General features: G+C 41.2%; 41 protein-coding genes and 1 tRNA gene. 34 read left to right on the forward strand and 8 right to left on the reverse strand.

What is annotated here, in order from left to right:
- The 9 genes from accB to AB5754_RS03065 all read left to right on the forward strand — a co-directional run bounded on the left by accB (position 1) and on the right by AB5754_RS03065 (position 6,695).
- On the forward strand, positions 1–492 hold the full coding sequence (accB, locus tag AB5754_RS03025) for an acetyl-CoA carboxylase biotin carboxyl carrier protein (RefSeq protein WP_311833523.1): 492 nt from the start codon (positions 1–3) through the stop codon (positions 490–492).
- Positions 493–495: 3 nt separating this feature from the next.
- On the forward strand, positions 496–924 hold the full coding sequence (fabZ, locus tag AB5754_RS03030) for a 3-hydroxyacyl-ACP dehydratase FabZ (RefSeq protein ID WP_368251947.1): 429 nt from the start codon (positions 496–498) through the stop codon (positions 922–924).
- An 8-nt stretch (positions 925–932) separates the two neighbouring features.
- Positions 933–2,297, forward strand: coding sequence for an acetyl-CoA carboxylase biotin carboxylase subunit (locus AB5754_RS03035; RefSeq protein ID WP_368251946.1), 1,365 nt, complete (start codon positions 933–935; stop codon positions 2,295–2,297).
- Positions 2,298–2,412: 115 nt separating this feature from the next.
- Positions 2,413–3,279 (forward strand): acetyl-CoA carboxylase, carboxyltransferase subunit beta, encoded by an 867-nt coding sequence (gene accD / locus AB5754_RS03040; protein ID WP_368251945.1) that lies wholly within the window; start codon positions 2,413–2,415, stop codon positions 3,277–3,279.
- Positions 3,168–4,058: an acetyl-CoA carboxylase carboxyl transferase subunit alpha gene (locus AB5754_RS03045; RefSeq protein WP_368251967.1), complete on the forward strand. Its 891-nt coding sequence runs from the start codon at positions 3,168–3,170 to the stop codon at positions 4,056–4,058. Before accD ends, AB5754_RS03045 begins: the two co-directional genes overlap by 112 nt.
- A gap of 166 nt (positions 4,059–4,224) precedes the next feature.
- A complete protein-coding gene (locus AB5754_RS03050; RefSeq protein ID WP_368259460.1) occupies positions 4,225–5,058 on the forward strand; it encodes a transporter substrate-binding domain-containing protein in 834 nt (277 codons plus the stop codon).
- Positions 5,059–5,076: 18 nt separating this feature from the next.
- A complete protein-coding gene (locus tag AB5754_RS03055; RefSeq protein ID WP_368252056.1) occupies positions 5,077–5,766 on the forward strand; it encodes an amino acid ABC transporter permease in 690 nt (229 codons plus the stop codon).
- A gap of 10 nt (positions 5,767–5,776) precedes the next feature.
- On the forward strand, positions 5,777–6,508 hold the full coding sequence (locus AB5754_RS03060; protein WP_368252055.1) for an amino acid ABC transporter ATP-binding protein: 732 nt from the start codon (positions 5,777–5,779) through the stop codon (positions 6,506–6,508).
- A 116-nt stretch (positions 6,509–6,624) separates the two neighbouring features.
- Positions 6,625–6,695 (forward strand) — tRNA-Gly (locus AB5754_RS03065).
- A 90-nt stretch (positions 6,696–6,785) separates the two neighbouring features.
- Here the strand turns inward: AB5754_RS03065 and AB5754_RS03070 are convergent.
- The 8 genes from AB5754_RS03070 to AB5754_RS03105 all read right to left on the reverse strand — a co-directional run bounded on the left by AB5754_RS03070 (position 6,786) and on the right by AB5754_RS03105 (position 12,320).
- On the reverse strand, positions 6,786–7,934 hold the full coding sequence (locus AB5754_RS03070) for a tyrosine-type recombinase/integrase (protein WP_368252054.1): 1,149 nt from the start codon (positions 7,932–7,934) through the stop codon (positions 6,786–6,788).
- 176 nt (positions 7,935–8,110) lie between these two features.
- Positions 8,111–8,791, reverse strand: a complete 681-nt coding sequence (locus AB5754_RS03075) for a hypothetical protein (protein ID WP_368252053.1) — start codon at positions 8,789–8,791, stop codon at positions 8,111–8,113.
- Positions 8,788–9,174: a hypothetical protein gene (locus tag AB5754_RS03080; protein ID WP_368252052.1), complete on the reverse strand. Its 387-nt coding sequence runs from the start codon at positions 9,172–9,174 to the stop codon at positions 8,788–8,790. The genes AB5754_RS03075 and AB5754_RS03080 overlap by 4 nt, the downstream gene beginning before the upstream one ends.
- On the reverse strand, positions 9,143–10,096 hold the full coding sequence (locus tag AB5754_RS03085) for a ParA family protein (protein ID WP_368252051.1): 954 nt from the start codon (positions 10,094–10,096) through the stop codon (positions 9,143–9,145). The genes AB5754_RS03080 and AB5754_RS03085 overlap by 32 nt, the downstream gene beginning before the upstream one ends.
- 112 nt (positions 10,097–10,208) lie before the next feature.
- Entirely contained in the window at positions 10,209–10,826 is a 618-nt protein-coding gene (locus tag AB5754_RS03090) for a DUF5067 domain-containing protein (protein WP_368252050.1), read from the reverse strand.
- A gap of 19 nt (positions 10,827–10,845) precedes the next feature.
- The gene (locus tag AB5754_RS03095; RefSeq protein WP_368252049.1) at positions 10,846–11,313 is read right to left on the reverse strand and encodes an ImmA/IrrE family metallo-endopeptidase; all 468 of its coding nucleotides are present in this window, start codon (positions 11,311–11,313) and stop codon (positions 10,846–10,848) included.
- 18 nt (positions 11,314–11,331) lie between these two features.
- Positions 11,332–11,994, reverse strand: a complete 663-nt coding sequence (locus AB5754_RS03100) for a restriction endonuclease (protein ID WP_368252048.1) — start codon at positions 11,992–11,994, stop codon at positions 11,332–11,334.
- Between the two features lie 8 nt (positions 11,995–12,002).
- Complete coding sequence (locus AB5754_RS03105) at positions 12,003–12,320, reverse strand: helix-turn-helix domain-containing protein (protein WP_368252047.1); 318 nt, start codon at positions 12,318–12,320, stop codon at positions 12,003–12,005.
- Between the two features lie 160 nt (positions 12,321–12,480).
- Between AB5754_RS03105 and AB5754_RS03110 the strand changes: the two genes are divergently transcribed.
- The 25 genes from AB5754_RS03110 (at position 12,481) to AB5754_RS03230 (ending at position 25,475) form a co-directional block, all read left to right on the forward strand.
- Positions 12,481–12,714, forward strand: a complete 234-nt coding sequence (locus AB5754_RS03110; protein ID WP_368259461.1) for a helix-turn-helix transcriptional regulator — start codon at positions 12,481–12,483, stop codon at positions 12,712–12,714.
- Positions 12,711–12,863, forward strand: coding sequence for a hypothetical protein (locus AB5754_RS03115; RefSeq protein ID WP_368252045.1), 153 nt, complete (start codon positions 12,711–12,713; stop codon positions 12,861–12,863). Before AB5754_RS03110 ends, AB5754_RS03115 begins: the two co-directional genes overlap by 4 nt.
- A gap of 62 nt (positions 12,864–12,925) precedes the next feature.
- A complete protein-coding gene (locus tag AB5754_RS03120) occupies positions 12,926–13,474 on the forward strand; it encodes a hypothetical protein (RefSeq protein WP_368252044.1) in 549 nt (182 codons plus the stop codon).
- A gap of 3 nt (positions 13,475–13,477) precedes the next feature.
- Positions 13,478–13,714, forward strand: a complete 237-nt coding sequence (locus AB5754_RS03125; RefSeq protein ID WP_368252043.1) for a helix-turn-helix domain-containing protein — start codon at positions 13,478–13,480, stop codon at positions 13,712–13,714.
- Between the two features lies 1 nt (position 13,715).
- Entirely contained in the window at positions 13,716–13,919 is a 204-nt protein-coding gene (locus AB5754_RS03130) for a hypothetical protein (RefSeq protein WP_368252042.1), read from the forward strand.
- A 49-nt stretch (positions 13,920–13,968) separates the two neighbouring features.
- Positions 13,969–14,280, forward strand: a complete 312-nt coding sequence (locus tag AB5754_RS03135; RefSeq protein WP_368252041.1) for a hypothetical protein — start codon at positions 13,969–13,971, stop codon at positions 14,278–14,280.
- Between the two features lie 11 nt (positions 14,281–14,291).
- Entirely contained in the window at positions 14,292–15,107 is an 816-nt protein-coding gene (gene bet / locus AB5754_RS03140; RefSeq protein ID WP_368252040.1) for a phage recombination protein Bet, read from the forward strand.
- A complete protein-coding gene (locus tag AB5754_RS03145; protein WP_368252039.1) occupies positions 15,070–15,882 on the forward strand; it encodes a PD-(D/E)XK nuclease-like domain-containing protein in 813 nt (270 codons plus the stop codon). Before bet ends, AB5754_RS03145 begins: the two co-directional genes overlap by 38 nt.
- A gap of 10 nt (positions 15,883–15,892) precedes the next feature.
- Positions 15,893–16,699, forward strand: a complete 807-nt coding sequence (locus AB5754_RS03150) for a DnaD domain protein (RefSeq protein ID WP_368252038.1) — start codon at positions 15,893–15,895, stop codon at positions 16,697–16,699.
- 17 nt (positions 16,700–16,716) lie between these two features.
- Positions 16,717–17,571, forward strand: coding sequence for an ATP-binding protein (locus AB5754_RS03155; protein ID WP_368252037.1), 855 nt, complete (start codon positions 16,717–16,719; stop codon positions 17,569–17,571).
- Positions 17,568–17,957, forward strand: coding sequence for a DUF1064 domain-containing protein (locus AB5754_RS03160; protein WP_368252036.1), 390 nt, complete (start codon positions 17,568–17,570; stop codon positions 17,955–17,957). Before AB5754_RS03155 ends, AB5754_RS03160 begins: the two co-directional genes overlap by 4 nt.
- Before the next feature lie 16 nt (positions 17,958–17,973).
- Complete coding sequence (locus AB5754_RS03165) at positions 17,974–18,438, forward strand: hypothetical protein (protein WP_368252035.1); 465 nt, start codon at positions 17,974–17,976, stop codon at positions 18,436–18,438.
- Between the two features lie 105 nt (positions 18,439–18,543).
- Positions 18,544–18,891: a hypothetical protein gene (locus AB5754_RS03170; protein WP_368252034.1), complete on the forward strand. Its 348-nt coding sequence runs from the start codon at positions 18,544–18,546 to the stop codon at positions 18,889–18,891.
- A 62-nt stretch (positions 18,892–18,953) separates the two neighbouring features.
- Entirely contained in the window at positions 18,954–19,610 is a 657-nt protein-coding gene (locus AB5754_RS03175; RefSeq protein ID WP_368252033.1) for a hypothetical protein, read from the forward strand.
- The gene (locus AB5754_RS03180; RefSeq protein WP_368252057.1) at positions 19,585–19,935 is read left to right on the forward strand and encodes a hypothetical protein; all 351 of its coding nucleotides are present in this window, start codon (positions 19,585–19,587) and stop codon (positions 19,933–19,935) included. Before AB5754_RS03175 ends, AB5754_RS03180 begins: the two co-directional genes overlap by 26 nt.
- Positions 19,917–20,150 carry a hypothetical protein gene (locus AB5754_RS03185; RefSeq protein ID WP_368252032.1) on the forward strand — a complete coding sequence of 78 codons (234 nt, stop codon included), beginning with the start codon at positions 19,917–19,919 and terminating at the stop codon, positions 20,148–20,150. The genes AB5754_RS03180 and AB5754_RS03185 overlap by 19 nt, the downstream gene beginning before the upstream one ends.
- Positions 20,151–20,289: 139 nt before the next feature.
- Complete coding sequence (locus AB5754_RS03190) at positions 20,290–20,631, forward strand: hypothetical protein (RefSeq protein ID WP_368252031.1); 342 nt, start codon at positions 20,290–20,292, stop codon at positions 20,629–20,631.
- Positions 20,628–20,990 carry a hypothetical protein gene (locus tag AB5754_RS03195; protein ID WP_368252030.1) on the forward strand — a complete coding sequence of 121 codons (363 nt, stop codon included), beginning with the start codon at positions 20,628–20,630 and terminating at the stop codon, positions 20,988–20,990. Before AB5754_RS03190 ends, AB5754_RS03195 begins: the two co-directional genes overlap by 4 nt.
- Positions 20,987–21,424: a YopX family protein gene (locus AB5754_RS03200; protein WP_368252029.1), complete on the forward strand. Its 438-nt coding sequence runs from the start codon at positions 20,987–20,989 to the stop codon at positions 21,422–21,424. The genes AB5754_RS03195 and AB5754_RS03200 overlap by 4 nt, the downstream gene beginning before the upstream one ends.
- Positions 21,425–21,436: 12 nt before the next feature.
- The gene (locus tag AB5754_RS03205) at positions 21,437–21,925 is read left to right on the forward strand and encodes a hypothetical protein (protein WP_368252028.1); all 489 of its coding nucleotides are present in this window, start codon (positions 21,437–21,439) and stop codon (positions 21,923–21,925) included.
- Positions 21,922–22,119 (forward strand): hypothetical protein, encoded by a 198-nt coding sequence (locus AB5754_RS03210; protein WP_368252027.1) that lies wholly within the window; start codon positions 21,922–21,924, stop codon positions 22,117–22,119. The genes AB5754_RS03205 and AB5754_RS03210 overlap by 4 nt, the downstream gene beginning before the upstream one ends.
- An 80-nt stretch (positions 22,120–22,199) precedes the next feature.
- A complete protein-coding gene (locus AB5754_RS03215) occupies positions 22,200–22,625 on the forward strand; it encodes an ArpU family phage packaging/lysis transcriptional regulator (RefSeq protein ID WP_368252026.1) in 426 nt (141 codons plus the stop codon).
- A 442-nt stretch (positions 22,626–23,067) separates the two neighbouring features.
- Positions 23,068–23,700: a hypothetical protein gene (locus AB5754_RS03220; protein WP_368252025.1), complete on the forward strand. Its 633-nt coding sequence runs from the start codon at positions 23,068–23,070 to the stop codon at positions 23,698–23,700.
- A gap of 70 nt (positions 23,701–23,770) precedes the next feature.
- Complete coding sequence (locus AB5754_RS03225) at positions 23,771–24,217, forward strand: terminase small subunit (RefSeq protein WP_368252024.1); 447 nt, start codon at positions 23,771–23,773, stop codon at positions 24,215–24,217.
- Positions 24,186–25,475 (forward strand): PBSX family phage terminase large subunit, encoded by a 1,290-nt coding sequence (locus tag AB5754_RS03230; RefSeq protein WP_368252023.1) that lies wholly within the window; start codon positions 24,186–24,188, stop codon positions 25,473–25,475. The genes AB5754_RS03225 and AB5754_RS03230 overlap by 32 nt, the downstream gene beginning before the upstream one ends.
- The last annotated feature ends 6 nt before the right edge of the window (positions 25,476–25,481 follow it).

The raw sequence follows: 25,481 nt of genomic DNA on the forward strand, positions 1-25,481 counted from the left end.
ATGGAAATTCAAGAAATTAAAGACTTATTGGCTCAATTCGATCAGTCAACGTTAACAGAATTTGACTTAAAAGACGGATCTTTCGGCCTGTATTTCAATAAAAATCAAGAATGTCATAATTCAGGAACGTCACAAAGTGTTACCCCTCAAGTGGGAACTAAAGAAGTATCCGAAACCATTACGCCTGTACCAGTAGCTAAAAAGACATTATCCAATGAATCCTTACCTAGTAAAGAAGAACCGGAAGAAACAGGTACAAAAATCGTTTCTCCAGTAGTAGGAATTGTTTACTTAAAACCGGCTCCTGATAAAGCTGAGTTTAAAAAAGTCGGGGATCGAGTGGAAAAAGGTGAAGTGGTTTGTATCGTGGAAGCTATGAAAGTAATGAATGAAATCACCGCCGATGTAGCTGGTGTTGTCACCGGTGTTTTAGTGGAAAATGAACAAGTCGTGGAGTTTAACCAAGCGTTATTTACAGTGAAAGAAGGGTAATTTATGAGTGTCTTAACTATTGAAGAAATCAAAGCAATCATTCCTCATCGTTATCCTATGTTGTTAATCGATCGAGTAGAAGAATTAGAAGCGGGTAAAAAAATCGTGGCTAAGAAAAACGTTACGGTAAATGAACCTTTCTTCCAAGGACATTTCCCTATGGAGCCGGTAATGCCTGGGGTCTTAATCGTAGAAGCCATGGCGCAAGCGGGAGCAGTTGCTTTGCTGTCATTGCCCGATTTTAAAGGCAAGACTGCTTATTTTGGTGCTTTGGATAAAGTGAAATTCCGGAAAAAAGTAGTACCGGGAGATAGTTTAGTATTAGAAATAGAAATCCAAAAAATTAAAGGCTCCGCGGGAATTGGCAAAGGAATTGCTTATGTAGATGGCAAAAAAGCCTGTGAAGCGGAACTGACATTTATGATTGGCTAGGTGAGAGCATGTTTCAAAAAGTATTAATCGCCAATCGTGGCGAAATCGCCGTGAGAGTCATCCGAGCTTGTCGAGAGTTAGGTATTCATACGGTGGCGGTTTATTCTGAGGCAGATCAAGATGCCTTACACGCCGAACTAGCAGATGAAGCCATTTGCATCGGTCCGGCTAAGGCTAGCGATTCCTATTTAAACGTGCAACAGATTTTAAGTGCGGCGGTGGTGACCAATGCGGAAGCAATTCATCCCGGATTTGGCTTTTTATCTGAGAACAGCCGCTTTGCTTCCATGTGTGAAGAAATCAACATCGCTTTTATTGGTCCGGATAGTGCCACGATTGATGCCATGGGCAATAAAATTAATGCTCGCAAACTGATGATTGAAGCAGATGTCCCGGTGATTCCCGGCAGTGATGGCGCTGTGGCAGATGTAGCCGAAGCATTGTCCATTGCCGAAAAAATCGGTTATCCAGTGATGCTAAAAGCCGCAGCTGGTGGTGGTGGGAAAGGAATTCGCAAGGTTTTATCTAAAGAAGAATTGCCTCAACACTTTGCTTCTGCTCAACAAGAAGCAAAAGCTGCTTTTGGCAATGATGATATGTACTTAGAAAAAATCATCTATCCTGCTCGCCACATTGAAGTTCAAATCTTAGGGGATTCCTTTGGCAATGTGATTCATTTAGGGGAACGAGATTGTTCCTTGCAACGAAACAACCAAAAAGTCATGGAAGAATCCCCATCGGTAGTAATTACTGAAAAAAAACGTACAGCCATTGGGGATGCGGCAGTGCGAGCTGCTAAAGCAGTGAACTATCGCAATGCGGGGACCATTGAATTTCTTATGGATCAATCGGGGGCTTTTTATTTCATGGAAATGAATACCCGAATTCAAGTAGAACATCCGATTACGGAGATGGTAACGGGAGTAGACTTGGTCAAAAAACAATTAGAAATTGCCGCAGGTGAACCTTTAGGCTTACACCAAGAAGAGGTTCATCTATCTGGTCACGCTATTGAGTGTCGGATTAATGCAGAAAATCCCGCATTGAATTTTGCGCCATCTCCAGGAAAAATTGAGAATCTCTTTTTACCAAGTGGTGGCCTAGGTCTGCGAGTCGACAGCGGAATGTATTCAGGCTATCGGATTCCTCCTTATTATGATTCTATGATTGCTAAAATCATCGTCCACGGAGAGACTCGTTTTGAGGCTTTGATGAAAATGCAACGAGCATTGGGAGAATTGGTGACAGAAGGAGTAACCACTAATGCAGATTTTCAGATGGATCTGATTAGTCATCCTCGGGTGATTGCAGGCGACTATGATACCGCCTTTTTGCAAGAAACTTTCTTGCCAGAGTGGCAACCAGAAGCGTAATCGTTAAAGACTAACTAAAGGGAAGTTAGTAGTTAGTTTACAGGAAAGTGCCCGCCAACTTTTATGGTACAAAGAGTGTTGGTTGGGCATTTTCTCTTAAGTAGGAGGCATAAGGATGGCTTTATTTAAAAAGAAAAATTATATCCGAATTAATCCCAATCGTAATCAAGCGCCAACTGTCAAGCCCGAGGTGCCAGACAATTTATGGGCGAAATGCCCCAACTGTAAACACATGCTCTATACAAAAGACATCGGACTAGAAAAAATTTGTCCTTATTGCAGTTATAACTTTCGAATCAGTGCTTGGGAGCGCATCGCCATTACGATTGACGAAAAGAGCTTTGAAGAATGGGATAATGATTTATTTACCCAAGATCCGTTAAACTTTCCGGGTTATCAAGAAAAAGTTCGCACCATGCAGGAAAAAACGGGTTTAGATGAAGCGGTATTAACGGGACGAGCAACAATTCATGACGCTGATTTGGCTATTGGGATTATGGATTCTCACTTTATTATGGGGAGTATGGGGACAGTAGTTGGGGAGAAAATTACGCGTTTGTTTGAAAAAGCTACTGATTTAAAACTACCAGTGGTAATTTTTACGGCTTCTGGTGGGGCCCGCATGCAAGAAGGAATTCTCTCCTTAATGCAAATGGCTAAAATCTCAGCAGCGGTAAAACGTCATAGCGAAGCAGGACTTTTTTATTTGACCGTTTTAACGGATCCTACAACTGGGGGCGTTACTGCAAGTTTTGCCATGGAAGGTGACATTATCTTAGCCGAACCCCAAAGTTTAATTGGTTTTGCTGGTCGGCGAGTGATTGAACAGACCATTAAACAAGAACTTCCAGAGGATTTCCAAAAAGCAGAATTTCTGCTGAAGCACGGTTTTGTGGATCAAATCGTACCTCGAACTCAGCTAAAGACCAGAGTTTACCAACTCTTGCAACTACACACAGAAAGGAAGTGGGGCGAGCAGTGACTAGCACAAATGAAATTGTTCAACTAGCTCGAGCAAAAGATCGGCCCACTGCCTTGGAATTCTTTGAGGAACTCTTTGAAGGGTACCAAGAGCTTCACGGAGACCGACTTTTCGCGGATGATGAAGCCATTACAGGTGGGATTGCTTTTTTAGATAAGCGACCGGTTACTGTAATCGGCATTCAAAAAGGCCGCGACTTAAAGGAAAATTTGCAACGAAACTTCGGTGCTCCTCATCCAGAAGGGTATCGCAAAGCTTTGCGTTTAATGAAACAAGCTGAGAAATTTCAAAGACCGGTAATTACGTTTATTAATACAGCGGGGGCTTTTTGCGGTATTGGTGCTGAGGAACGTGGAGAAGGAGAGTCCATCGCCAAAAATTTGATGGAAATGTCCGACTTAAAGGTGCCGATTATCGCCATTATTATCGGCGAAGGAGGTAGTGGCGGTGCTCTAGCATTGGCAGTAGCCGATGAAGTGTGGATGCTGGAACACGCCATTTATGCTATTTTGTCTCCGGAAGGTTTTGCTTCAATTTTGTGGAAAGATGGCAGCCGGGCTCCTGAAGCTGCTGAATTAATGAAAATTACTGCAGGCGAGTTATTAAAGATGGGTGTGGTAGATAAGGTTATTCCTGAAATGCTTCGAGGGCATCCCATTGAACGACGTAACTTAATGGAAAATCTTCGCAAACAATTAAGCAAGAAACTCAGTCAGTTATCCCAACTGCCAACAGAGACTTTACTAGAACAACGCTATCAGCGCTTTCGTAAATACTAAAAAAGACAGTCTTCTTTTTGAGGACTGTCTTTTTTGTATAAAAATCCAAAAAATGATAAAAAACTAAATAAAATACGTGCAATCTACAAAGGCTTGTGCTAGGATGTATATTATATTGATTATTTCGGTTTAATTGTATAAATATTTATAAAAAGGGGCGAGTGTTATGAAAAAGATGATGAAATGGTCCATGACCTTGGGAGCGTTGTTTTTATTAGGAGCGTGCGGCAGTGGGGGCAAGGATTCTACTAGTAGTGAAAGTGAGGATACGAATAAGCTGGAAGAAGTCAAGAAAGCCGGTGTCTTAAAAGTCGGAACTTCTGCGGATTTTCCACCTTTTGAATTTCATACAATGGTGGATGGAAAGGATACCATTGTGGGAGCTGATGTGGATATGGTGAACACCATTGCCAAAGAGCTGGGAGTCAAAGTACAGTGGAGTGATACAGAATTTGATCCCATGTTGGCTTCTTTGCAACAAGGTAATTTAGATATGGGCGTTTCAGGGATTTCCGCTACGGCAGAACGAAAGAAAAACATGCTCTTCACAGAAAACTATTATGCACCAAAACAAAATGTAGTAATCAAAAAAGAAAATATGGATAAATATACGGATATTGCCAGCTTGGAAGGATTGAAAGTCGGGGCGCAAAAAGGTTCCATTCAAGAAGGAATTGTTAAAGATCAGTTTACCGATTCTCAACTAGTCGCCGTGGGAAAAATTCCGAGTCTAGTGGTGGAAGTTAAACAAGGATCAATTGCTGCTCTTGTGTTGGAAGATAAGATTGCTGAGTCTTATGTGGCTCAAAATGAGGATTTAGCTTTAGCTGACATTGAAGTAGCTTCATCAGATGACGAGTCCTATGCGATTGCCTTACCAAAAGGCAGTGAAGACCTCCAAGAAGAATTGAATAAAATCTTAGACAAACTGATTGATGAAGGTAAGATTGATGAATTTGTTGAAAAAAATACTGAATTGGCCAATACCCAAGCCAAGTAAGCTATTGGAGCGATGTAAATGAATTTCCAATTTTTAACCACGTATTATCCTTATTTTATTTACGGGACTATGGTAACGTTAATCATTTCAATCGTAACGATTGTCTTTGGGACTTTGATTGGCGTTTTGATGGCTTTATTAAAATTGTCAAAGCTAAAACCATTGCGTTTGTTTGCCAATTTGTATATTGAAATTTTTCGAGGGACGCCCATGCTTTTGCAAATCATGATTGGGTTTACGCTCTTGCAAAATCTCTTTCGCTTGCCGTTAATTTCCATTGGAATTTTGGATATTGATTTAAGCCGTTTGTTGCCGGGGATTATCGTGATTTCATTGAATTCCGGGGCTTATGTGGCCGAAATTGTCCGAGGTGGTATCAATGGGGTGGACTATGGTCAATCAGAAGCAGCGGGTTCTTTGGGACTGCGGCCTTTGCAGACCATGCGCTATGTCATATTGCCTCAAGCTTTACGGAATATTTTGCCACCATTAGGCAATGAATTCATCGTCTTAATTAAGGATTCTTCTTTGCTTTCGATTATTGGTATCTATGATTTGATGAACAGCGCCCAAATCGTGATTTCTAGCTCTTTTAATCCTTTAGGGCCCTATTTAATCGCTGGTTTGATTTATTTGGTATTAACTTTTACTACTTCAAGGCTTTTAAATCACTGGGAAAAATATCTAGGCAAGGGCTATCATCGCTAGGAGGGAAAGCGTGGAGGCATTAATTCAAGTCAATCAATTAGAAAAAGCCTTTGACAAAAATGTAGTCTTAAAAGGCATTGATACCCAGATCAAAAAAGGCGAAGTAGTGGTGATTATCGGCCCATCTGGTTCTGGGAAAAGTACCTTTCTGCGTTGTCTGAATTTATTGGAGACACCAACTAAAGGACAAGTGATCTTTGAAGGGGTGGATATTACAGACAAGCAAAACGATCTGTATAAAATGCGGGAAAAAATGGGAATGGTTTTTCAAAACTTCAATCTTTTTCCCAATATGACTGTCATGGAAAATGTGACTTTAGCTCCGATTAAAGTCAAACAGCAAAATAAAAGGGAAGCAATTGATGTGGGGGAGCAGCTTTTGCAAAAAGTCGGTTTAGCAGAGAAGGCAGAAGCCTATCCCCAGTCTCTTTCCGGAGGCCAAAAGCAGCGTATCGCCATTGCCCGAGCTTTAGCAATGCAGCCAGATGTCATGCTTTTTGATGAACCAACTTCAGCTCTTGATCCCGAAATGGTAGGAGAAGTGTTGCAAGTTATGAAAGATTTGGCCAAAGAAGGCATGACCATGGTGATTGTCACCCATGAAATGGGGTTTGCCAAGGAAGTGGGAGACCGGATTTTGTTTATGGATGATGGGATCATTATGGAAGAAGGCACACCAAATCAACTCTTTGAACATCCTCAAAATCCTCGAACTTGCGATTTTCTATCTAAAGTTTTGTAATGGAAAGTGTTCGTAAATAAACCCAAGAGGTGTGATATCAGCCTCTTGGGTTTCCTTGTAAAAAAGTGTAATTTTTTCTTGCATTGTCAGAAAAACAGTTTTATAATAACAAACATGCGGGTGTAGTTTAGTGGTAAAACATGAGCTTCCCAAGCTCACGTCGCGAGTTCGATTCTCGTCACCCGCTTCAGTCTAAAGCTCTAATCCCTTGATACCAACGGGATTAGGGCTTTTCTTTTTACCCAACTACCCAAAAACTACCCAAAATTCCCGGCTTTTACTTTGCCTCGATGTTTTTCATAAAGTCCAGAACCTTTTCTTTGTTTTTTAATCGGTTCTCTTGGGTAGCAGATGCATAGTCATAGGATTGCGAAATATTCTTGTGTCCGACTTGAGATTTGATATAAATCGGGTCGGCCTCTGCTAGAATCATTGCATCAATTTTGGCGTGTCGGAAAGCATGGGAGGTAATGCGCGGCACTTCTGCAAGTTCGCACGTCTCCTTGATATACTCATTTACATAATCATTTGTAATTGGCCAAGTGTTACGATCATTCACAAAAACTAAGCATCTTGGATTCCTAAGCTTCCCTAGTAGCATACGCTCATTTTGGATTGCTTTGTATTTTCGCATTTCGTGAAAGAGAGAGGCGGGGACATCAATATCTCGAATGCTGTACGGTGTCTTGGTCTTGCCTAGCCCTCGTTCGTCTTCCTGATATTGATAGGCTCTCCTAATTGAGATCGTTCCTTCCGTTTCGTTAAAATCACTCCAAAACAAGGCAGCAACTTCTTGATAGCGACAGCCGGTATAAAGTTGTGTTAAAACAAAATACTTTCCTGTGGTATCCGGCCGGGCAAGGAGGGTAGCACGGAATTTCTTGGTATCCTCATAACTCATTGTCTTTTCTTTATCATGTTCCGCTTCTTCGCCAGCTATTGTGGCACGACGACAAGGATTACTTGAGATAATCCCCATATCTAAGGCCTCAAGGAAAACGGATTTAACAATATCATGGCGATTTTGGACCGTCACTTTGGAAAGTGGGTCGCCTTTATGTCCACCTTCTTCTGCAAGCCAGTTGATAAACTTTTGGTAGGACAGCTTGTCAACGCCACTAACTGTTTGTTTGTCACCAAAAAAACGTTCAAGGGATGTTCTTGTAGTTGCGTACTTATTTAAGGTAATCTTGGAAACTTTGCCTTTTTTGAAAGTCTCAACATACTCATCAAAAAAGGCTAGGAGGTTGACTTTCTTTTCTAACTTCCCTTTGTTGACCTTCGCCATAAAATCGGTGTAACTGGCATTAACTGCTTTTCTGGTAGCATCAGTAATCATTTTATTCTTCCAGACGTTAGTAATAGGGTCCTTGTAACGGAATCGTATTTGCCATTTTCCGTTTTCTAGTTTCTTTGGTTCAGCCATGTTGAATCATCCTTTCTGATTAGTAAAGCTGAAATCAGATATTTGTTAAATATCAGTTTATAAAATAGGGGATATGAGGTTATTTTGTTGATTTCGTCCTTAAAAATACGCACGTATGTTCGTTTTGGTGGTAAAAAGAAAAGGCCAAAGCCTTTCTTTAGTCATTCTAAATCATGTCAATCTTTAATCAATTCGGCAAGAATCCTAAAACTTGTTGAAGTCATTGTTTGATGATTTAACGGATAAACAGAAAAAATAATATCGAAAAATGAACTTGTAATTGCGTTAATGCGCTTGTTTAATTCTTCGTTAGAAATACGAGTTGTGCCTTCTTGAAGATCAGTAAGATATGAGATTATTTTCTTTTCTGGAACTTTGTTATGAATGATATTAGAGCTTTTGCCAAAAATATCATTTATTTGATTCAAAATCTCTTTATGATCTTTATAAATTTTTTTCTTTTTAATATCACTCCACAAAAATCTATATTGACTGTTACGAGCATCAATAATTTTGTTGCTAGACTCCGTAAGCCAACAGATGCGAAGGATGTTCTCTGCTATTGCTCTGAATCCTAAAAAAACAAAGTATCTATCTTGATGAGGAAGGATATAAAGTAGTCGTATTAGGATATACTCCGAATCAAGAACAATTTCATACTGTGCATCTGATACCCCGTATTTAACGGAATCTTTTACTACTTGGACTAGGTAAATACATTTGAAAATTCTGGTGATATTTTTTCTCAGAAAATGAATTTCATTGTTAAAGTCACTCTTTGGAAAATACTCTAAGCAATATTGTTTATAAGATTCAAATTCTTTATCTACTAATTTTAGCGACAGTTCTTTTTTCATGATTTAGTCCGTCCAAACTGTTCTAATAAACTGTCAATATCGTTATCATCTTTATTTTTTTTATTTGGCGATGAGATCGATTTTGTTTCGAATAAATAGTCTTTTAATACGTCTACCAAATGGAAAATTTGTTCATCAGTAGCATTTTCGATATATCTGATTATTTTTGCAATAATTAATGTCCTACTTCTATAAACATAAGGGCGAAATACTATACTCGCTGATAACAATAGCGGTTCTATATCTTTATTTAGTTTGAATAGGTCAGTGGACAGAAGTACTATGGAACAAATTGATAATAACTTATATCGTATTGTTTCTATTTTTTGTCGCTTACTAAGTGATGATAACTCATTCTTCGCCATCAATAGTTCTTTTTTCAAGACTATCAATCCTTCCTATCATTTCATTAACCAATAGTTCGAGATTCTGTTGTGATTGAACGCTCTTGTTGTAATCTATTACGTAATCAATATTGTTCTTTAGATATTCATTTCTTTTGAAACGTGTAGTAAACAAATATGTTCCTCTGTCAATCAAAGCTTTGCTATTTTCAATTGATTTTATCATTTTTTCCATACCTGTGGAAAGTGTGTTTGGAATATCAGTGAAAACTAATCCGAGATTGTTTAAAGGCTTAGACTCAAAATATAATGAATTTTCATCAACGACTGCTTCTACTACTTTAAGTAACATATCTAATCCCAATATAGAATATGCTTCGGGCTTCACAGGAACCAAGTAAAGATCGCTTGGCTTTAAAGCAGCAACCGTATATGAAGAGTACGTTGGGGGACAGTCAATTAAGATATAATCATAAGTGCTTCTTAGATTATTTTTTTTAATAAAATCATGAATTCCATTCTCTAGTTTCCCACTGTTCAAGTTTCTTAATGAGAATTCAATCCCTAATTCCCCGGGAATGAGATCAAGGGTTTCAGTTAAGGGTTGAATGGCATCCTTTAGAGAAGCTGCCGAAGATACAGTCCCGCTGAATATCTTTTCAATAGAAGCGTTAGAAATTTGTAATTCCGGATTCTTAGAAGGTTTATGTATCATTTCTCCTTCATCTTCTTCAACTTCTGATGAAATTTCCATTTCGATTTCTTGAGCAATTTCACGAGATTGAGCAAAACCATACACACGGAACATCGCTTGTGTTAAGTTCAACTGTGGGTCGACATCAATCAACAAGACTTTCTTATTTTTAGTTTCTGAAAGGTGAATTCCAATTTCCTTGGTGAGTGTTGTCTTTCCAACACCACCTTTCATGTTGATAACTGATATAACTCTACACTTTTCCATGCTTAATCACTCTTTCCTATGAATAATAATGTTGGTTTGAAGTGCTAATTATTCCCCTCGCCGGAATCGAACCGGCGCCGCCAGAAAGGGAGAGGCCGAAGCCTAATCTTAATTATTTAATTGCAAAGTCAGCTCGACCAAATTCGCTGGAGAAATCTCCGGCTACTAAGGTTACAGGCGTACTATCATCAGTAAGTTCATAAGCTACTGAATTAGCAAGCGTTCCGCCGGGTTTAATTTCTGCAGACTGAGTATCTAAATGTGCTTGATCGGGTAGAGAGGCAACGTTCAATTCATTAACCATATTTGGGTCATTATCTTGTATTGCTTTGAAATTTGAAATCCATGCTGTAGTAGGATTTACAGGCATTGAATTGTCATAATCTGGGGAGACTAAAGTGTCGTACCAGAAGGCAATTACAGGAGCTTCACCATACTCATTTCCAGTTTCCCCTGGCTGAATTACTTTGTGATCGGTGATTCGAACTGAGTAGGCGTTACCCTTTAATATAGTTCCATCAAAGGTAGCGTCTGCTGCTGTTGGCACGAAATCACCCGAGACTTCTTTTTTTGATTCTTCTGTAGTTTCCACAGCGCTTGAGCTAGAAGTTTCAGTTACTTCCGTTTTACCAGAGGATTCCTTCGTATCACTACCAGAATCACTGCTTCCGCAACCCGCCAAACCAAACGATACCGCCAAAATTAGCCCTAATCCTACAATCTTTTTCATTTCTTTCCCTCCAAACATTTTATATCAACGATTTGTAAACAGACATCGTTCCGTCTTTGTGGAACCAGATTGTGTGTTTGTCATCGGTGATTACCCCATCGTATTTCCTCGCATACCATTTAATAGCGGTGCGGAAAGTCTTTTCCGTGACTGATAAATGGTCGGCGCATTCCCAAATAGTTCGACAACCACTATCAAAGCAGTCAATAATGTCGTAAGGCGTGACGAGCATCAAGGCGCCTACATCTCGTGCTTTTTGTTCTTGCTTACGTTTTTCATTGCTATCTTGATCCACAATGTCTCCAACGGACGTGAGATAGTGCCCGATTTCTTCGGCTACTGTGCAAGTTAGCTCTTCCGGTGTTTGGTCAGGATTGAGATAGACAACATCTTTTACTATCAATCCTTTTTGCACCTTAGGCATGATAGGTTCAAATTTGTATTCCAGTTCTGGGTAAAGCGCCATGAGCTTCTCTGCATCATCCAATTTACATCACCAACTTTTTTAAAATGTTCCGTTTTCGAACGAGACTTTATCTTTAATCATTTCTCTTATGTCCATGCGATCCCATAGTTCTACATTTACTTTTTCAGCAGCTTCTTTGGCCGATTTGGTAAATGTCCCGGTGCTTACCACCACGCCCTTATCTAAGTCATACACACCACACCCGGTGTAAACTTCTTGGACTGCTTTGTTAGTAACAGAACCTTTAAAGAGCTTGCATTGAAATCCATACGAAAGGCCGTCTTTTTGTCCAATGACATCAACGCCTTGGTCTCCGCTAGACTTCGTGACTGAAATCTCTTTAAATCCTCGATAGAAGAGCATGTCAGCAATATAGCTCTCAAACTCCAAACCGGTCATTTTATCAAGTCTTCTCACTTCAAGTTCCCAGCGGTAATCCCAATAAGCATCTAAAACAGCGAACTCTTTCTGCAACTTTTTTATATCGTTTTGCAAAATTTTCTTTGCTTGCTTTAGCTTTACAATTTCCTCGGTCAAGTCCCTAAGTTCAGCGTAATCACGCTCATATAGTCTTGCATGACGTTGTCCTTCGGTTTCTCCCGGTTGAAATCTATTGTATTCAAAATCTTTGATAGAGGGAGCCACCTTGTTTACAGCCGGCCGGATTACTTTTTGCAGGTCTTTTAGAATAGATTCTTTCATATAAGTGCCTACTTTCCGCTATGATCTCTTTGCTTTATAAAATCAATAAAGTTCCGTACCTCATCCAATTGCTCCTCCGTCAAATTGTCGTCCAAGTGGGCGGCGACTAGGGTAGGGGCTTTTTCTTTGTCGTCAGTTCGGCCGTGGAGGTAGTCCAAAGAAACATTGAAATAGTCTGCGATTTTATTTTGTACATCGACATCAGGAGTTCGTCTCCCTTGTTCGTAAGACGAGTAGGTAGTTCGAGCAACTCCAATGATCTTTGCCATTTCTTCTTGAGTGAGTTTTTTCTGTTTGCGTAGTTCTGTCAAGGTTTGACCAAACATATAAATTCCTCCATCTACTCGGTATGTAATAATTTTACTACGCAATAAGCGTATGCGATAGTTAAAAAAATAAATGTGTCAAAAAGAGTAATTTGTGTTGACGTGTGTCAAAATGCGTAGTATTATAAAAGTACGCAATACGACACATTGAAAGGAGACGATGAAATTGAAAGAATGGTTAACTAAATTGCGTTTAGAAAAGGATATGACTCAAGATGATGTTGCTAAAAATGCTGATATCCCAAGAACAACGTACTCTTCTATCGAGCAAGGGCGTCGGCGCCCATCGGTTGAGAACGCTATGCGAATCGCGTCTGTCTTAGATTTTGAATGGACTCTTTTTTTTGAAAACGAGCGACGCGAATTGACACATAAAAAGGAGGTTTCAAAATGACTAAGCAAGACAAAATCAACTTAATCCTCGATGCCCGTCCTCGTTTGGTGCATATCATCAAATGCGCTAACGACGACCAATTGGATAGATTGGTCGAGGAAGTCCAAAAAGAGCTAGAGCGCGAACTTGATGAAGCGGCATTTGCTTAGCTTCATTCTCGCAAAGGAAGCTGTTGAAAACTAGATTACACACTAAGAAAGGATGTGTAGACATGAGAGCACAATCAACGTCAAAAGTGATGAACGCTCCAATTAATGACTTTTTAAGTCGAACGGGCATTATGAAAAAGGACATCGCAAAAGAGATGTTTGTCACTGGACAAACCATCACCGACTGGACGCGAGAGAGCCACCCTAAGCCGGTTACGGCAGAAAATGCGGTAAGACTAGCGGAAGTCACTAACGACAGCACGTTGGCTCAGACAATCGGGTATTTCTACCTTGGGCTACCTAGACCGCTAGACGGCGAGTACAAGCTAGACCTCAGCTATCTCGACGACCTTCGAGAGATTGAGGAGGACGAGAGAGACGAGCGGCAGCAAGATCGCCAAGTAAGACGAATCCTTTGTAAACGAGGAGAGCTAAATGTTGAATCCTATGATTTAGTCCTAGACCTCGCGCGGGAGCAGGCAGAGGCTTGCATTGTCAATCAGCAATACTTATTCGCATTATGCGAACGTCTCAATATCTCGGTCATGGATTTAATGGATATGTACATGGATCAATGGAAGACGGAAGGATATTTCGGAAAGGAGCTGTAAAGCATGGCAAATCAAAATACTAGTCTGGCTTTCCGACTATCGAAAAATCTGTATCTCTTAATGGGACAAGAAAGAATAATCAAAAACAAAGAATTGGCTGAAATGAGTGGTGTAGACGTAAACACCATCAGCAAGATTAAAAACGGTTGGGATGGGGATTTCGCTGTTACAACAGTGACAATCGAAAAACTGGCGAAGGCCTTGAATGTCGATTGTATGGATTTATTGAAGGAGGTTTGAAATGAAATACATCATCAGAATTGGCGCTTTTACTTGGATATTAGCCGATATCATCACATGGCTAGTGGATTTTCGCTGGGCGATCACAATAGCGGTTCCGGTGGGAATGTTACTGTTTACCATTTTTGACGACACGGAAGCAAAAAAAGCAAAAAAAAGACCCGCTAGCTTGCAGGCATGGACGGGTCAAAAGATAAAACAATAAGGCTATTTACTTAGCCTCATTATAACACAGCGAAAAGGAGTTGTGGAAGATGAGTTTTAGCAGTGACTTAGATAGATACTTAACCACCCCGAATTGGGGAATTGATACAAAGCCTTTTACAGCGACCGAAGAAGAATACGAACCTTACGAACCTGAGGAAGATTGGCTTGGAAACTTGATCCAAGACGAGGACGAGGTGTTCGAGATTAGCTTTTACGAATACGAAAACGGCAGACGGTGGAAGGAATACCGCATCGCCACTGCCAAGAGCTTTCGAGAGGTCAAAGCTGATCTATGCACGTTTGAGGTCGAATACCTTGGAACCGGCGAACAATACAAAGAGGGATTAGCACTTAATTAGGAGGAAACAACATGAGCAACGAACTACTAGAAAAACCTATCAAATATAAGGTTAATGGTGAGGAAGTCAAACTTTCCGGGAATATGGTCAAACAATTTTTGGTTAGCGGGAACGAGAGCGTAACAGATCAAGAAGTTGTGATGTTCCTGCAACTCGCCAAATATCAAAAATTAAATCCGTTTTTGAAAGAAGTCTACTTAGTCAAATTTAAAGGGAAACCCGCTCAAAACATCGTATCTAAAGAAGCCTTTATGAAGCGGGCAGAAAACCACCCGCAATACAACGGCTTAAAAGCTGGCATCATTGTACAGCGAGGAGAAGAGCTTAAAAAGCTTCCGGGGGCAGTAAGCCTACCAACAGATAAGTTAATCGGCGGTTGGGCTGAGGTATACCGAAAGGACCGGCCATCACCTACTGAAGTAGAAATAGAACTAAGAGAGTTTTCCAAAGGACAAGCGACTTGGAATCAGATGCCAAAAACAATGATTCGTAAATCCGCAATCGTGAATGCTTTGCGTGAGGCTTTCCCAGAAACATTAGGCGCTATGTATACCGAAGACGATCAAACAGCTAAGTTAGGCGGGTTTAACGGAGCGAAACAAGCAGAACCTGTTGAACAATCCGCACAAATCGAATCACTATCAGAGCTAATTAAGCCTGAGGAACCGGCAACATTGCCAGAAAAAAACATCTCAGAGCATAAGGTTCCGGAGATTTTCGAAGCCGAAGAAGTAGTCCAAGGCGACCTAGGCATCATTCCTAACTTTGGCAGAGAGGAAGGCGCTGATTATGACGGTAGCGACATCGACGAAAACAATCCTTTCTGATGAAAATTACTATTCAAGCGAGGCCGGGCAACTTTTCATGTCCGCCTCGCAATATAAGGATTTTCAATCCTGTGAGCTGATGGCCTGGGCAAAGCTTAATGAAGGGTGGGAGCCTGAACGAGATCTGACACCATTGTTAGTCGGTAATTATGTACACAGCTATTTTGAGAGTAAGGAAGCACACGAAAAATTCACAAGCGCTAATAAAGACAAATTGTACTCAAAGAGAGCACCAAACGGTCTGCTTAAGGCTTTTCAAGTAGCGGAGGACATGATCACAGCTCTTAAACGGCAACAAGCTTTTATGAAGCTCTATCAAGGTGAGAAAGAGCATATTGTGACCGGCGAGATCACTGGCGTGCAATGGAAGGGCAAGATTGACTGTCTAAATGTTGAGGGTGGGTATTTTGTGGATATCAAGACCAGCGCTGACTTAACCAAGAAAGTTTGGAATGAACGGTTCGGGCAGAGAGTGAGCTGGGTTGCTGATTTTGGCTACTACATGCAGATGGCAGTATACCGCGAGCTTTTGCAACAAGAATTTGGCAAGACCTTCACGCCGATCATCGCAGCAGTTAGCAAACAGTCGCCACCAGCTTTCAAACTCTACACCTTAGATGAGGGCATGATGCAGTTCGAGATGGACGAAGTAGAGCGGAATGCGCCGGAGTTTGACACTATCAAACAAGGCCTGCAGAAGCCGGTAGCGTGTGGCAATTGCGAGTATTGCCGGGGGCATTTGCAAGTAACGGAATTTAGTAACACGGAAGATTAGGAGGGGTAACATGAACAATTACTTCTCCCACGATAGCAACGCAAGAAATTCTGACAAGCTATTGCCCGTCCGTATGAAATACGGTGCCGAGGGTTACGGAATTTATTTCATGATTTTAGAACGTCTCCGTGAGGAAAAAAACTACATGAGTGTCAAAGATTACAACATGCTAGCCTTTGACCTTCGTGTAGATACTGGAAAATTAAAAAGTATAGTTGAGGGCTTTGGGTTATTTGCCTTTACCGATGACGGTAAGTGTTTCTACTCCGAAGGTTTCAACAAACGCATGGAGATAAAAGACGAAAAATCAAAGAAGCGATCCGAAGCAGGGAAAAAGGGAGCAGCTAAAAGATGGCAATCGGATAGCAATGCTATAGCAAAGCCAACCGATTCCGATAGCAAGAAAAGGAAAGAAAAGGAAACGAAAGAAAAGGAAAGAGAAGAGAGGCAGAAGAACCTTCCGGCCGCCTCTAATTCTGACCTTTCAGAAATCTATGCTTTTTGGGAGCAGAACGGCTATGGATCACTAGCCCCTGTCACCAGAGAAAACCTTGCCTACTGGGTAACTGACTTTCAAGAAATCGGCGCTACTCGTGCAGATGCGGTTCAAATCGTCCTGTTTTCGTTGCTACGAGGGATTGAAGGCAAGGGTAGGACTTATAACTACATCGATTCAATTTTAAAGAGTTGGGAAGGAAGTCGCTTTTTAACTGTTTCTCAAATAAAAGCGGAAGACCCCTTTCTGAATAAGCTTAAAAAACAAGAGCGGCCTAAGCTAAGTTACGAACAAGACGATGATGAAGAGCCTTATTTCTAAAAAAGGAGGCATAACCAATGGCAAAAACAAAAAGCACAGGAGACGTTTTAGCAAATCTAATTGAGAGCCTGCTAGAAGTACAGGGGGTCTGCCCTGATTGCAATAGCCCGCTTTTCGGATGGAAAACCAAGAAACCAGACGGATCAGAGCGTTGTGTACCTACCTGCATGATTTGTGGGTATAAAGCACTTAAAAAACGTGAGAAAACCGAGGTCAAAGAGCGGTACGACAAGGCGGTACGCGGCGATGCACTCGCGTTTTTCTTGAGCCAATCGCTAGTGACGGATAAAAAGCTACTGAACTGCGATTTGAGCAACTACGCTGTCGTGGATGCAGAGACAAAACAGGCCAAAGAATTAGCGCTAAAATACGTCGATTCGGTGGTAGCGGGCAACCCAAGCCACATGATCTTGATTGGCAAAACCGGGGTAGGCAAGAGTCATATCGCCATGGGTATTTGCTACGAGGCCATGGAAAAATCCAACTACAATCTCAAATGCATCGTGATTAATTACCGGGAATTGTTGGAAAAGCTGAAAAATGCCTTTAACGACCGGGAAGCACAACGAGAAGTGCAAGGCCGCCTAATGCGAGATATCAAAAACGCTGATTTAGTCGTCATTGATGATTTAGGTGCAGAACTAGGTGGCGCATATGCTGGGCAGAGCACGGTGTATAACAACGATATTATCAATTCCATCATGGAGGCGCGCCAAAACGAAGCAACAATCATCACGACGAATTTAAACGGAACAGAAGTCCAGAAAGCCTACGGAAAACGGATTGTTTCCCGAATTTCCCAACATTTAGATGGGTTTACCTTTACGTTTAGGCAAACGGCGGATAAGCGGAAAGCGGGCGTTAGCCAGTGAGAAAAACGATCACCAAACGCCGGCACAAGTACGGCGCTAGAAAGACCGTCAGCCACGGCATCACCTTTGATTCGGCAGCGGAGGCGAATTATTACCCGTTTGCCTTTGCGTACGCCACCGAACACGGTTATGAGCTACGCCTGCAAGAAGCCTTTGAATTATTGCCAAAACACCGTAGAAACGGCAAGACTGTGCGAGCTGTCAAGTATGTGCCTGACTTTTCTTTTTGGGAAGGTGATACTTTGGTCAAGGTAGTAGACGTCAAGGGTTTGCAGACATCGGATTTTAAAATCAAGGCCAAGTGGTTCTGCTACCGATACGACGTGGATTTGACGATAGCAAAATATGACTACAAGACGGGACTGTTTGACGAAACGATATTTTGAATTGTGAGGGATAACGATGGAATTAACACTAGGCACACAAGTACGCGGCAGAGCGTGTAATTTTGCCATGCCGGTACGCGGATACGTTGAGAAGATTAACGAGAAAACAGCGGTTGTGCGCGTGGAAAACACGAGCGATTGCGACAGCGAAAAAGCCAAGGTGAAGAACAATCTGGTGATCGTCAAGTTGAAAGACATTACCGTTTTCCACGGCGGGAAATGGATTAAACCGGGGAAAATCAAGCGCACGAAGCCAGTTAAAAAGAAAATACAGCAAGATATTCCCGGCGTCAAAGTTAAATTTACGGATTGTGACGGGAAATCAACGGTCTACGCTAACGCTCGATTGTGCGGAGAAGCGATTGGCCGGAGTACCGACACCATTTACAACACGCTGCGCATAGGCGGTGCTTTTCCAAAGCGTAGTGAGCTATACGGCTGTAAGGTGGAGCGTCTGAAATTGGCGCGGGTATATGAATAAGGAGGCTTAACTATGGACCTACTACTAGGCCTAGTCATCGGCTCGATATTAACAGCGTTTGTGCTGTGTGGGTTGATGGTTGGCAAGGAAGAGATGAGATAGAAGATGAAAAATCCACTATTTAAATCGTTAGCAATAGTGTCAATTCCAATATGGGTTGTAATCGTTATGTGGCTGATTTGGGAAATACTGTCGCAGTTAGGTATGAGCGATGATGATATTGGAGTTACGGTATTTTTGGGAGCAATGTTACTGATGACATCTGTGGTGCTATTTTTCACATTTTATAGCCCAGAAGATATGCAACTCTATCGTGAAGAAAAAGAACGTGCAAAAGAAAAGGCCAATCGAAAGTTAGAAAAGTTTCAGCGGGATTTTGAACAGATGGAACGAGATTACAAAGAAATGGAAAAACGAGTAAGCGAGCATTTAAGTCGCTGGGATGATTTTTAGAGTGGTCTGTGCAGAAAATGCACGAACCATTTCCATTTTGGAAAGAGTTGGAGGAAAGAAGAATGAAAGTAAGTAAAGCAACCGAAGAGCTAGAAGTCGGCGAAGTGGTGTGGGTAAAAGCAAGAGTCGATAGAATTAATTACGAAGGTCGGTATATCAAAGTAATGCCGAACACTTCGTCCTTATATTTAGACGGCAACGATGAAATCTCCCTCACCGAACCATCACCCATCGACACCCTAGCTCAAGAGTACGACGTTGAGCCAGACACGATTCGGGAGTGGCTTGATAGAGGCCATGCGGGGAGTTTTGAGAAGGTGGAAGTATCACAAGAGTTTGCGGATTGGGTTGAGAAGGCAATGGTTTACCAAGTTATGACGAAAGAATGGTGTTTAAAAGAGGTCGCTAACATGGGGTGGGGAGATTGGCTACATGACCCCCAAAACGGCGAAAAATATCCATGCGATGACCATTGGTCATGTGAAGTGTATAGGAACAAGGAAAAGCACCTAAAGGCAATCTATGACGGCTACACCGTCAAGCCGAAGCGGTGGGTAGTTAAATCTTCTAGCGAATACTATTTCACAAAGTTTAACGGACTGAACGCATTAGAATATTGTTTAGTTGGAAGGAAAGAGAACGCCTATAAATTCACCGACCGCGCCAAAGCCGACGCAGTTGCCCTCTTGGTTGATGGGAGTGTTGAGGAAATTGATTAAAGGAAAAAGCAAGTTTGATTCCGAGATCTTCTTTGGAGACTACGATAACTGGGGCGGTTTTAATAAGCAAAAATATTCCAAAGAACAAGCTATCGAAGCTTGGCGAACAGAAATGTTTGGATTTGATAAAGGAGCCCCGTGTGTCGTTGAAGATGCGTTCACAAGGTATCGTTTTGGCCAAAATGAAGACCATGAGCCTTGCGTCGGGTGGTGGTTAGAATGGAAAGATTATGGGAATAAATCAGTGCCTGTGTGGTCTATCAGGTCACCGTATCCGTGGGAAAAAGATGGGAGTGTGGAGGAAGTATGGAACGGAAAATCATAGCAGTAATTAACGACCAAACAGAAAGTATAGTTGCTGTACTTGAAGATTATCATTATTATTTTCCTTTTTCGGGAGTGCCATCTAAGTACATTGAAGAGACCAACCGCTACGGCGAGATTGGTGAATACTCAATGATTAAGATTGACTACTTTGGTTTTGCACGCTATGTATCAACCGAAAAATATTCATTGGTTTATGAGGAGGTAGCGGAATGAAATTTGAGTATATGTCTTTTGAGGACAAACACGATTTATTTAGATATGTGAACTCATACTCAATTAAGCCCGAGAACATTCAGCAGATTGTTTATACAACCAAGGATAGATGGGTTTTGTTTTATTGGGAGGTAGCGGAATGACTGAATATAAAATAGGCGACAGAGTTATGTGCAGAGGCATAGAAGGGATGGTTACTGGTCAAAGAGGGCGTTTGTACGAAGTAAGATTGGGTGGACAAGGCTACTATCTTTACGCAAACCAAATGGAGCCGTTAAAAACAGCTAAAGGCTGTATGTACTGCAAACACGGTGAACCGTTGAATGACACCAGCAACTCTAACTTTGCTTTGGTAATTAGACAAGGCGAAAGCTCGTATTATCTTGAATCCGAATATGACCCGGGCGAATGGAATGATAATGATTGGGGAAACATTAACTATTGCCCGATGTGTGGACGGAAGCTGGAGGTGGCGGAATGACAAACGAAGAAGCTCTATTGATTGATATTAAATTTCAGCTTGATATGTACGGTTCTGGTCAAGGTAGTGCGGAAGATACTTTGGCTAGAGTACGTGAGATTGTTTTCTCTCCCTCTCTCACCGATGATCAGCAGGTCGTGTTGGAGTGGTTGAAGCAGTACAGAGAAGAACAGGGCGAGAACCCTTTGAATACAGTATCTACATTGATTGATATGTACTGTGCGGACCCGGCTGGCGGCGAAGTTCCGTTACCATCAAACGTTAAAGAAGCATATAAAAAGCTAAACGATGAACAGGAATTCCAAGTCATCGCTGCGTTTGCGGAATGGGGCTTGTCAAAAATGGAGGACGAAGGATGATTAAGTTTAGATATTGGGACGGACAAGAAAAAGTAATGAAACCAGTTGATAATATGAGTTTTTGCGATAACGGTGAAATTCTTTTGCATATTGATTGTGAAGAGTGGGCGTTAGGGCCTGACCTAATCCTCATGCAATCCACCGAATTTAAAGATAATAACGACACAGAAATTTTCGAAGGCGATGTTATCAATATCCATTGGTTCTATGCAGATTTTGACCCAGTCGAACTAGGAGCTTTTGAAAATGAGGAATACGCGGAACGAGTAATAGTAAAAAAAGAATTCGGCAATTTTGGTTTTTGGTGGAAAGAAGCCGATAGTTGGGTGGATTTAGCCACACTAGCAATGTCTTCTCGATTAGACGAAGAATCGTTTGAGATTTTGGGTAACATCTACGAAACCCCCGAACTGTTAAGCTCGGGAATCGAGTGAGGGAGGAAGAACATGAGTAACGAAATTTCAAGAGTAGCTTTTAGAGGTATGTGTACTGACGATCCAGAAGTGATGCAGATTTGCTTGGCAAAAATTTGGCACATGGCCACTAAAGGAATCGGCGAAGAAGAAGCAAGTCAAGCTGTGAATGACACCCCGCAAGAAAAGGTAAAAGCTGACGACAAGTTAGGAAAATACCTAGCCCGAAAGTTCGGGACTTATGAAGGGCATTCGAAATTCAAACTGGCCTTAGATTTTTTCCAGATGAGTAATGACCGTTTCTTCGAGATTTACAAGTTTAACTTCGTGCCTCGTGGAAACCTTGCTGAAACGGCAAGGAAGTATATAGAGAACCGTCAGTTAATGGCCGGAGAGCGAATGGGCCTAACTGTATCCGCCATAAATAACATGGCTATTACGCCAGAAACAGTTTCTAGGTCGGTAGAACAGGAATTTAGGAGAGCGATTAACAATTCCATGTGGCAAGGGGGAGCACGATGAACAACCGACACAGACGCGTGGCCAAGCTAAAAGCGCAGGAAGAAAAACGACTTAAGGCTAAAGTGATCGCTGCGTATGAGCTGGCAAACAAGTTTTTAGATGGATTTACCGAAGGAATAAGAGTTATCTGGGACGCGTTTGTTGATATAGTTGACAGTATTTCTCGTGGAATCGATGAGGCGCTACACAAATAAAAAAAGCACCAGACCATCAGCCCGGCGCCATAATGTTACTTCGCAATGACATTATACCATAAAGGACGGTGGCGGGATTGATGGCATTATTTCCAGAAATCGACGAGAAACAAACTAAAGATAACGTGAAGCAATTATTGTCACGCTACAGAAATTTTGTGCGTTTGGCTAGTGAGGAGTATATCCCTAAGGTCACCGCCACGTACTCATTTGAGTTGAAAAGCTTTACTGGTAACGTAAGTAGGCCAACTGAAAATGCCGTTGTCAGAAAAGTTACGGCAGAGCAAGAATTGGCAAAAATAGCTAGAGCAATGAATAAACTCAATGCTTACGATGCCCAATTGATCTATGATAAGTATATGGATAAAAGAGAACTCACCGATACGGACATCTATCTGAATTACCACATGAGTGCGAGTGGTTTTTACAATAAATTAGAAGCTGTTTTAATTAAATTTGCGGAAGCTTATGAAGGCGGCGTTTTAATTGTAGATAAACCGGAGTGAACTTGGTTAAATTTAACAGGAATACCAATAGTTACCGGTGAGATAATAGTATTATCAAAATGTATATAACCGGCCAGGCGAAGAATCAAAAATTAAACTTGCTACACTGCCGTAGCACAAAATTATACAAACATCTTGCGCCTTGGTCGGCTAATATAACCACGGGAGCCTAATAATAGTCTAAGAGTACTCACATACTAAAATAGACCACATTTGATGTTCGCGTGAAACACGTCGGCCGGAATACAATTAAAGGAGTGGAACACTCCTTATATCGTGTACTTCAACCGGCTGGCGGTACATAGCAACCGACGCCTCCTTTTTAGAATGGCAGACGCTGGACATGGAAGAATAGCTATCTTCGGCGGTTGCATGTTTAAGATCGCTTCGGCGGTCTTTTTATTTTCATCTCTTATTGGTATGATTGTGCTGAGGTGAGATTATGGATTTCATAAAGATGGTCACTAGTTTTGTTCTTGGCGGAGGATTGGTAACACTTTTGCTAACTTGGGGTTTACCCAATATTATTCAAAAGTATATTCAGAGTAAAATTGATAGAAAGCTAGATATTCTAAGAATAGAACAAGAAAAAGAGTTACAAAAAGAAATCGAAGACATAAAATATAATAATTCTCTTGCTTTGGCTGAACTAAATAATAATTTCAAAAACGAATATCAGAAGTTAGAGCATCATTTTTCGGTTAAAATGGAAACTTTGAAGAAAGAGTTTGACGTTTTGCCTGTCGTGTATGAAAAGGTTGTAAGAGCAGAGAGTTTTTATAAAAATAATTACCATGGACAGAAGCTTAATTCGGTGACATTGCAACCTTTTGCTGATTTAAAAAACTATTTAACGCTTAACAAATTTTATATTAATGAAGAAGTGTATGTTTTGGCTAAGGAATGCGAAAATACAGTGTTTAAAATGGCGATGGCAAAGAAGAAGTCGAAAGATGTTAATTTAACGATTACAGAAATGCAATTTAACGAGGAAAAGTTTGATAATTACTCGAAAATATTAAATTCACAGATTGATGACTTAGAAGGTGCTATAAGAAGAGTGCTAAAATCGTAAATAAACTTTAAGACCTAATATTCATTTAGGTCTTTTTTAATACATAAATTTAAATTCGGAGGTGAGAAATGTGTCAATCAATGAAAGACAAAAAAGATTTGCAGATAATTACATAATTGAGCCTAATGCTTTCAAAGCGGCGATTGATGCAGGGTATAGTGAGAAATACGCTAAGGCTCAATCTCACCGGCTGTTGGAAAATGTTGGAATTCGCCAGTATATGGATGAACGATTGCAAGAAATGAACTCTGAAAAGGTTGCTGACCAAGAAGAAGTCATGGAATATTTAACCAAAGTTCTCCGCGGCGAGGAAACAGACCAGACCGTCGTATTCCAAGGCGCTGATTATGGTTCTTCGATTGAAGACATCCAAGTTGCTAATAAAGACCGAATCCGAGCCGCTGAATTATTAGGTAAACGGTATGGCATGTGGACTGACAAGCTAGACCTTGACGGAAATATCGACTTGAAGGTGGTGGTAGATTATGGCGACGGCGAACCGCCAGATGATAGTTAAGGTACAGTTTAATAGGCATTTTCAGCCGTACAATATCACTAGAAAACGTTATCGGCTTGCTAAAGGTTCTGCCGGCTCCGGGAAATCAGTTGATACAGCTCAAGATTATATCGTTAAGCTTGGTGACCCAAAATATCAGGGAGCCAATCTCCTTTGTGTACGGAAAGTTGCTGAATCAAACAAGGATAGCACCTATGCAGAATTAAAATCTGCCATTTACAAGATTTATGGTGGGAACTATCACAAATATTGGATCATCAAATCTAGCCCGATGATGTTGGAAAGTAAAATTACCGGAAATCAGGTTATTTTTCGCGGGATGAAAGATGACGGGCAACGGGAAAAGGTAAAATCAATCACCTTTGACCGCGGGAAACTAACTTGGATATGGGTAGAAGAGGCAACCGAACTCTATGAAGCCGATGTGGACATTTTAGATGACCGCCTCCGTGGGAATTTGGACTTTAACGCTAATCTGTATTACCAAATGACGTTTACCTTCAACCCGGTATCGGCTACGCATTGGCTCAAAGCCAAGTATTTTGATATTGATAGCCCGGATATCTACACACACCAATCAACCTATCTACAGAACCGGTTTATTGATGAGGCTTACCACCGACGCATGATGATGAGGAAAGAGCGAGACCCAGACGGATATCGCGTTTACGGGTTAGGTGAGTGGGGAGAGACAGGCGGAACTATTTTAAATAATTATGTTGTCGAAAACTTTAACCGGGATCCCGGTAGATTTGATTACATGGTCAACGCTCAAGACTTTGGATTTAACCATGCCAATGCGATTGGTGAAGTTGGATTTAAAGACGGCGAGCTTTTTTTGTGCCGTGAAATATACGAATTTGAGAAGGATACCAGCGAGCTGATCGCTATTGCGAATCAGCAAAAGATTAACAAGAAGTTGGTCATGTGGTGTGATTCTGCTGAGCCGGACCGAATCAAAATGTGGCGCAAAGCTGGTTATAATGCCTTAGCAGTAGTAAAGGAGCCCAATAGTGTAGCAGCGCAAATTGATTATCTAAAACAGACCCGCATACATATCCATCCGAGCTGTGTAAACACAATTAAAGAAATTCAACAGTGGAAATGGCGAAAAGACGAGAAATCCAATACCTATACAGATGAGCCGGTTAACTTTTTCGATGATGCCATGGCCATGCTACGGTACTCAATCGAGATGGAACGCAGAAAAGGTGAACGGCCGAAGAAGCGCCGGTCTGGTAGAAAAACATCTTTCTAAGAAAGG

This window comes from Enterococcus sp. 2201sp1_2201st1_C11_2201SCRN_220225 (assembly GCF_040925905.1).
Taxonomy (GTDB): Bacteria; Bacillota; Bacilli; order Lactobacillales; family Enterococcaceae; genus Enterococcus_C; species Enterococcus_C asini_A.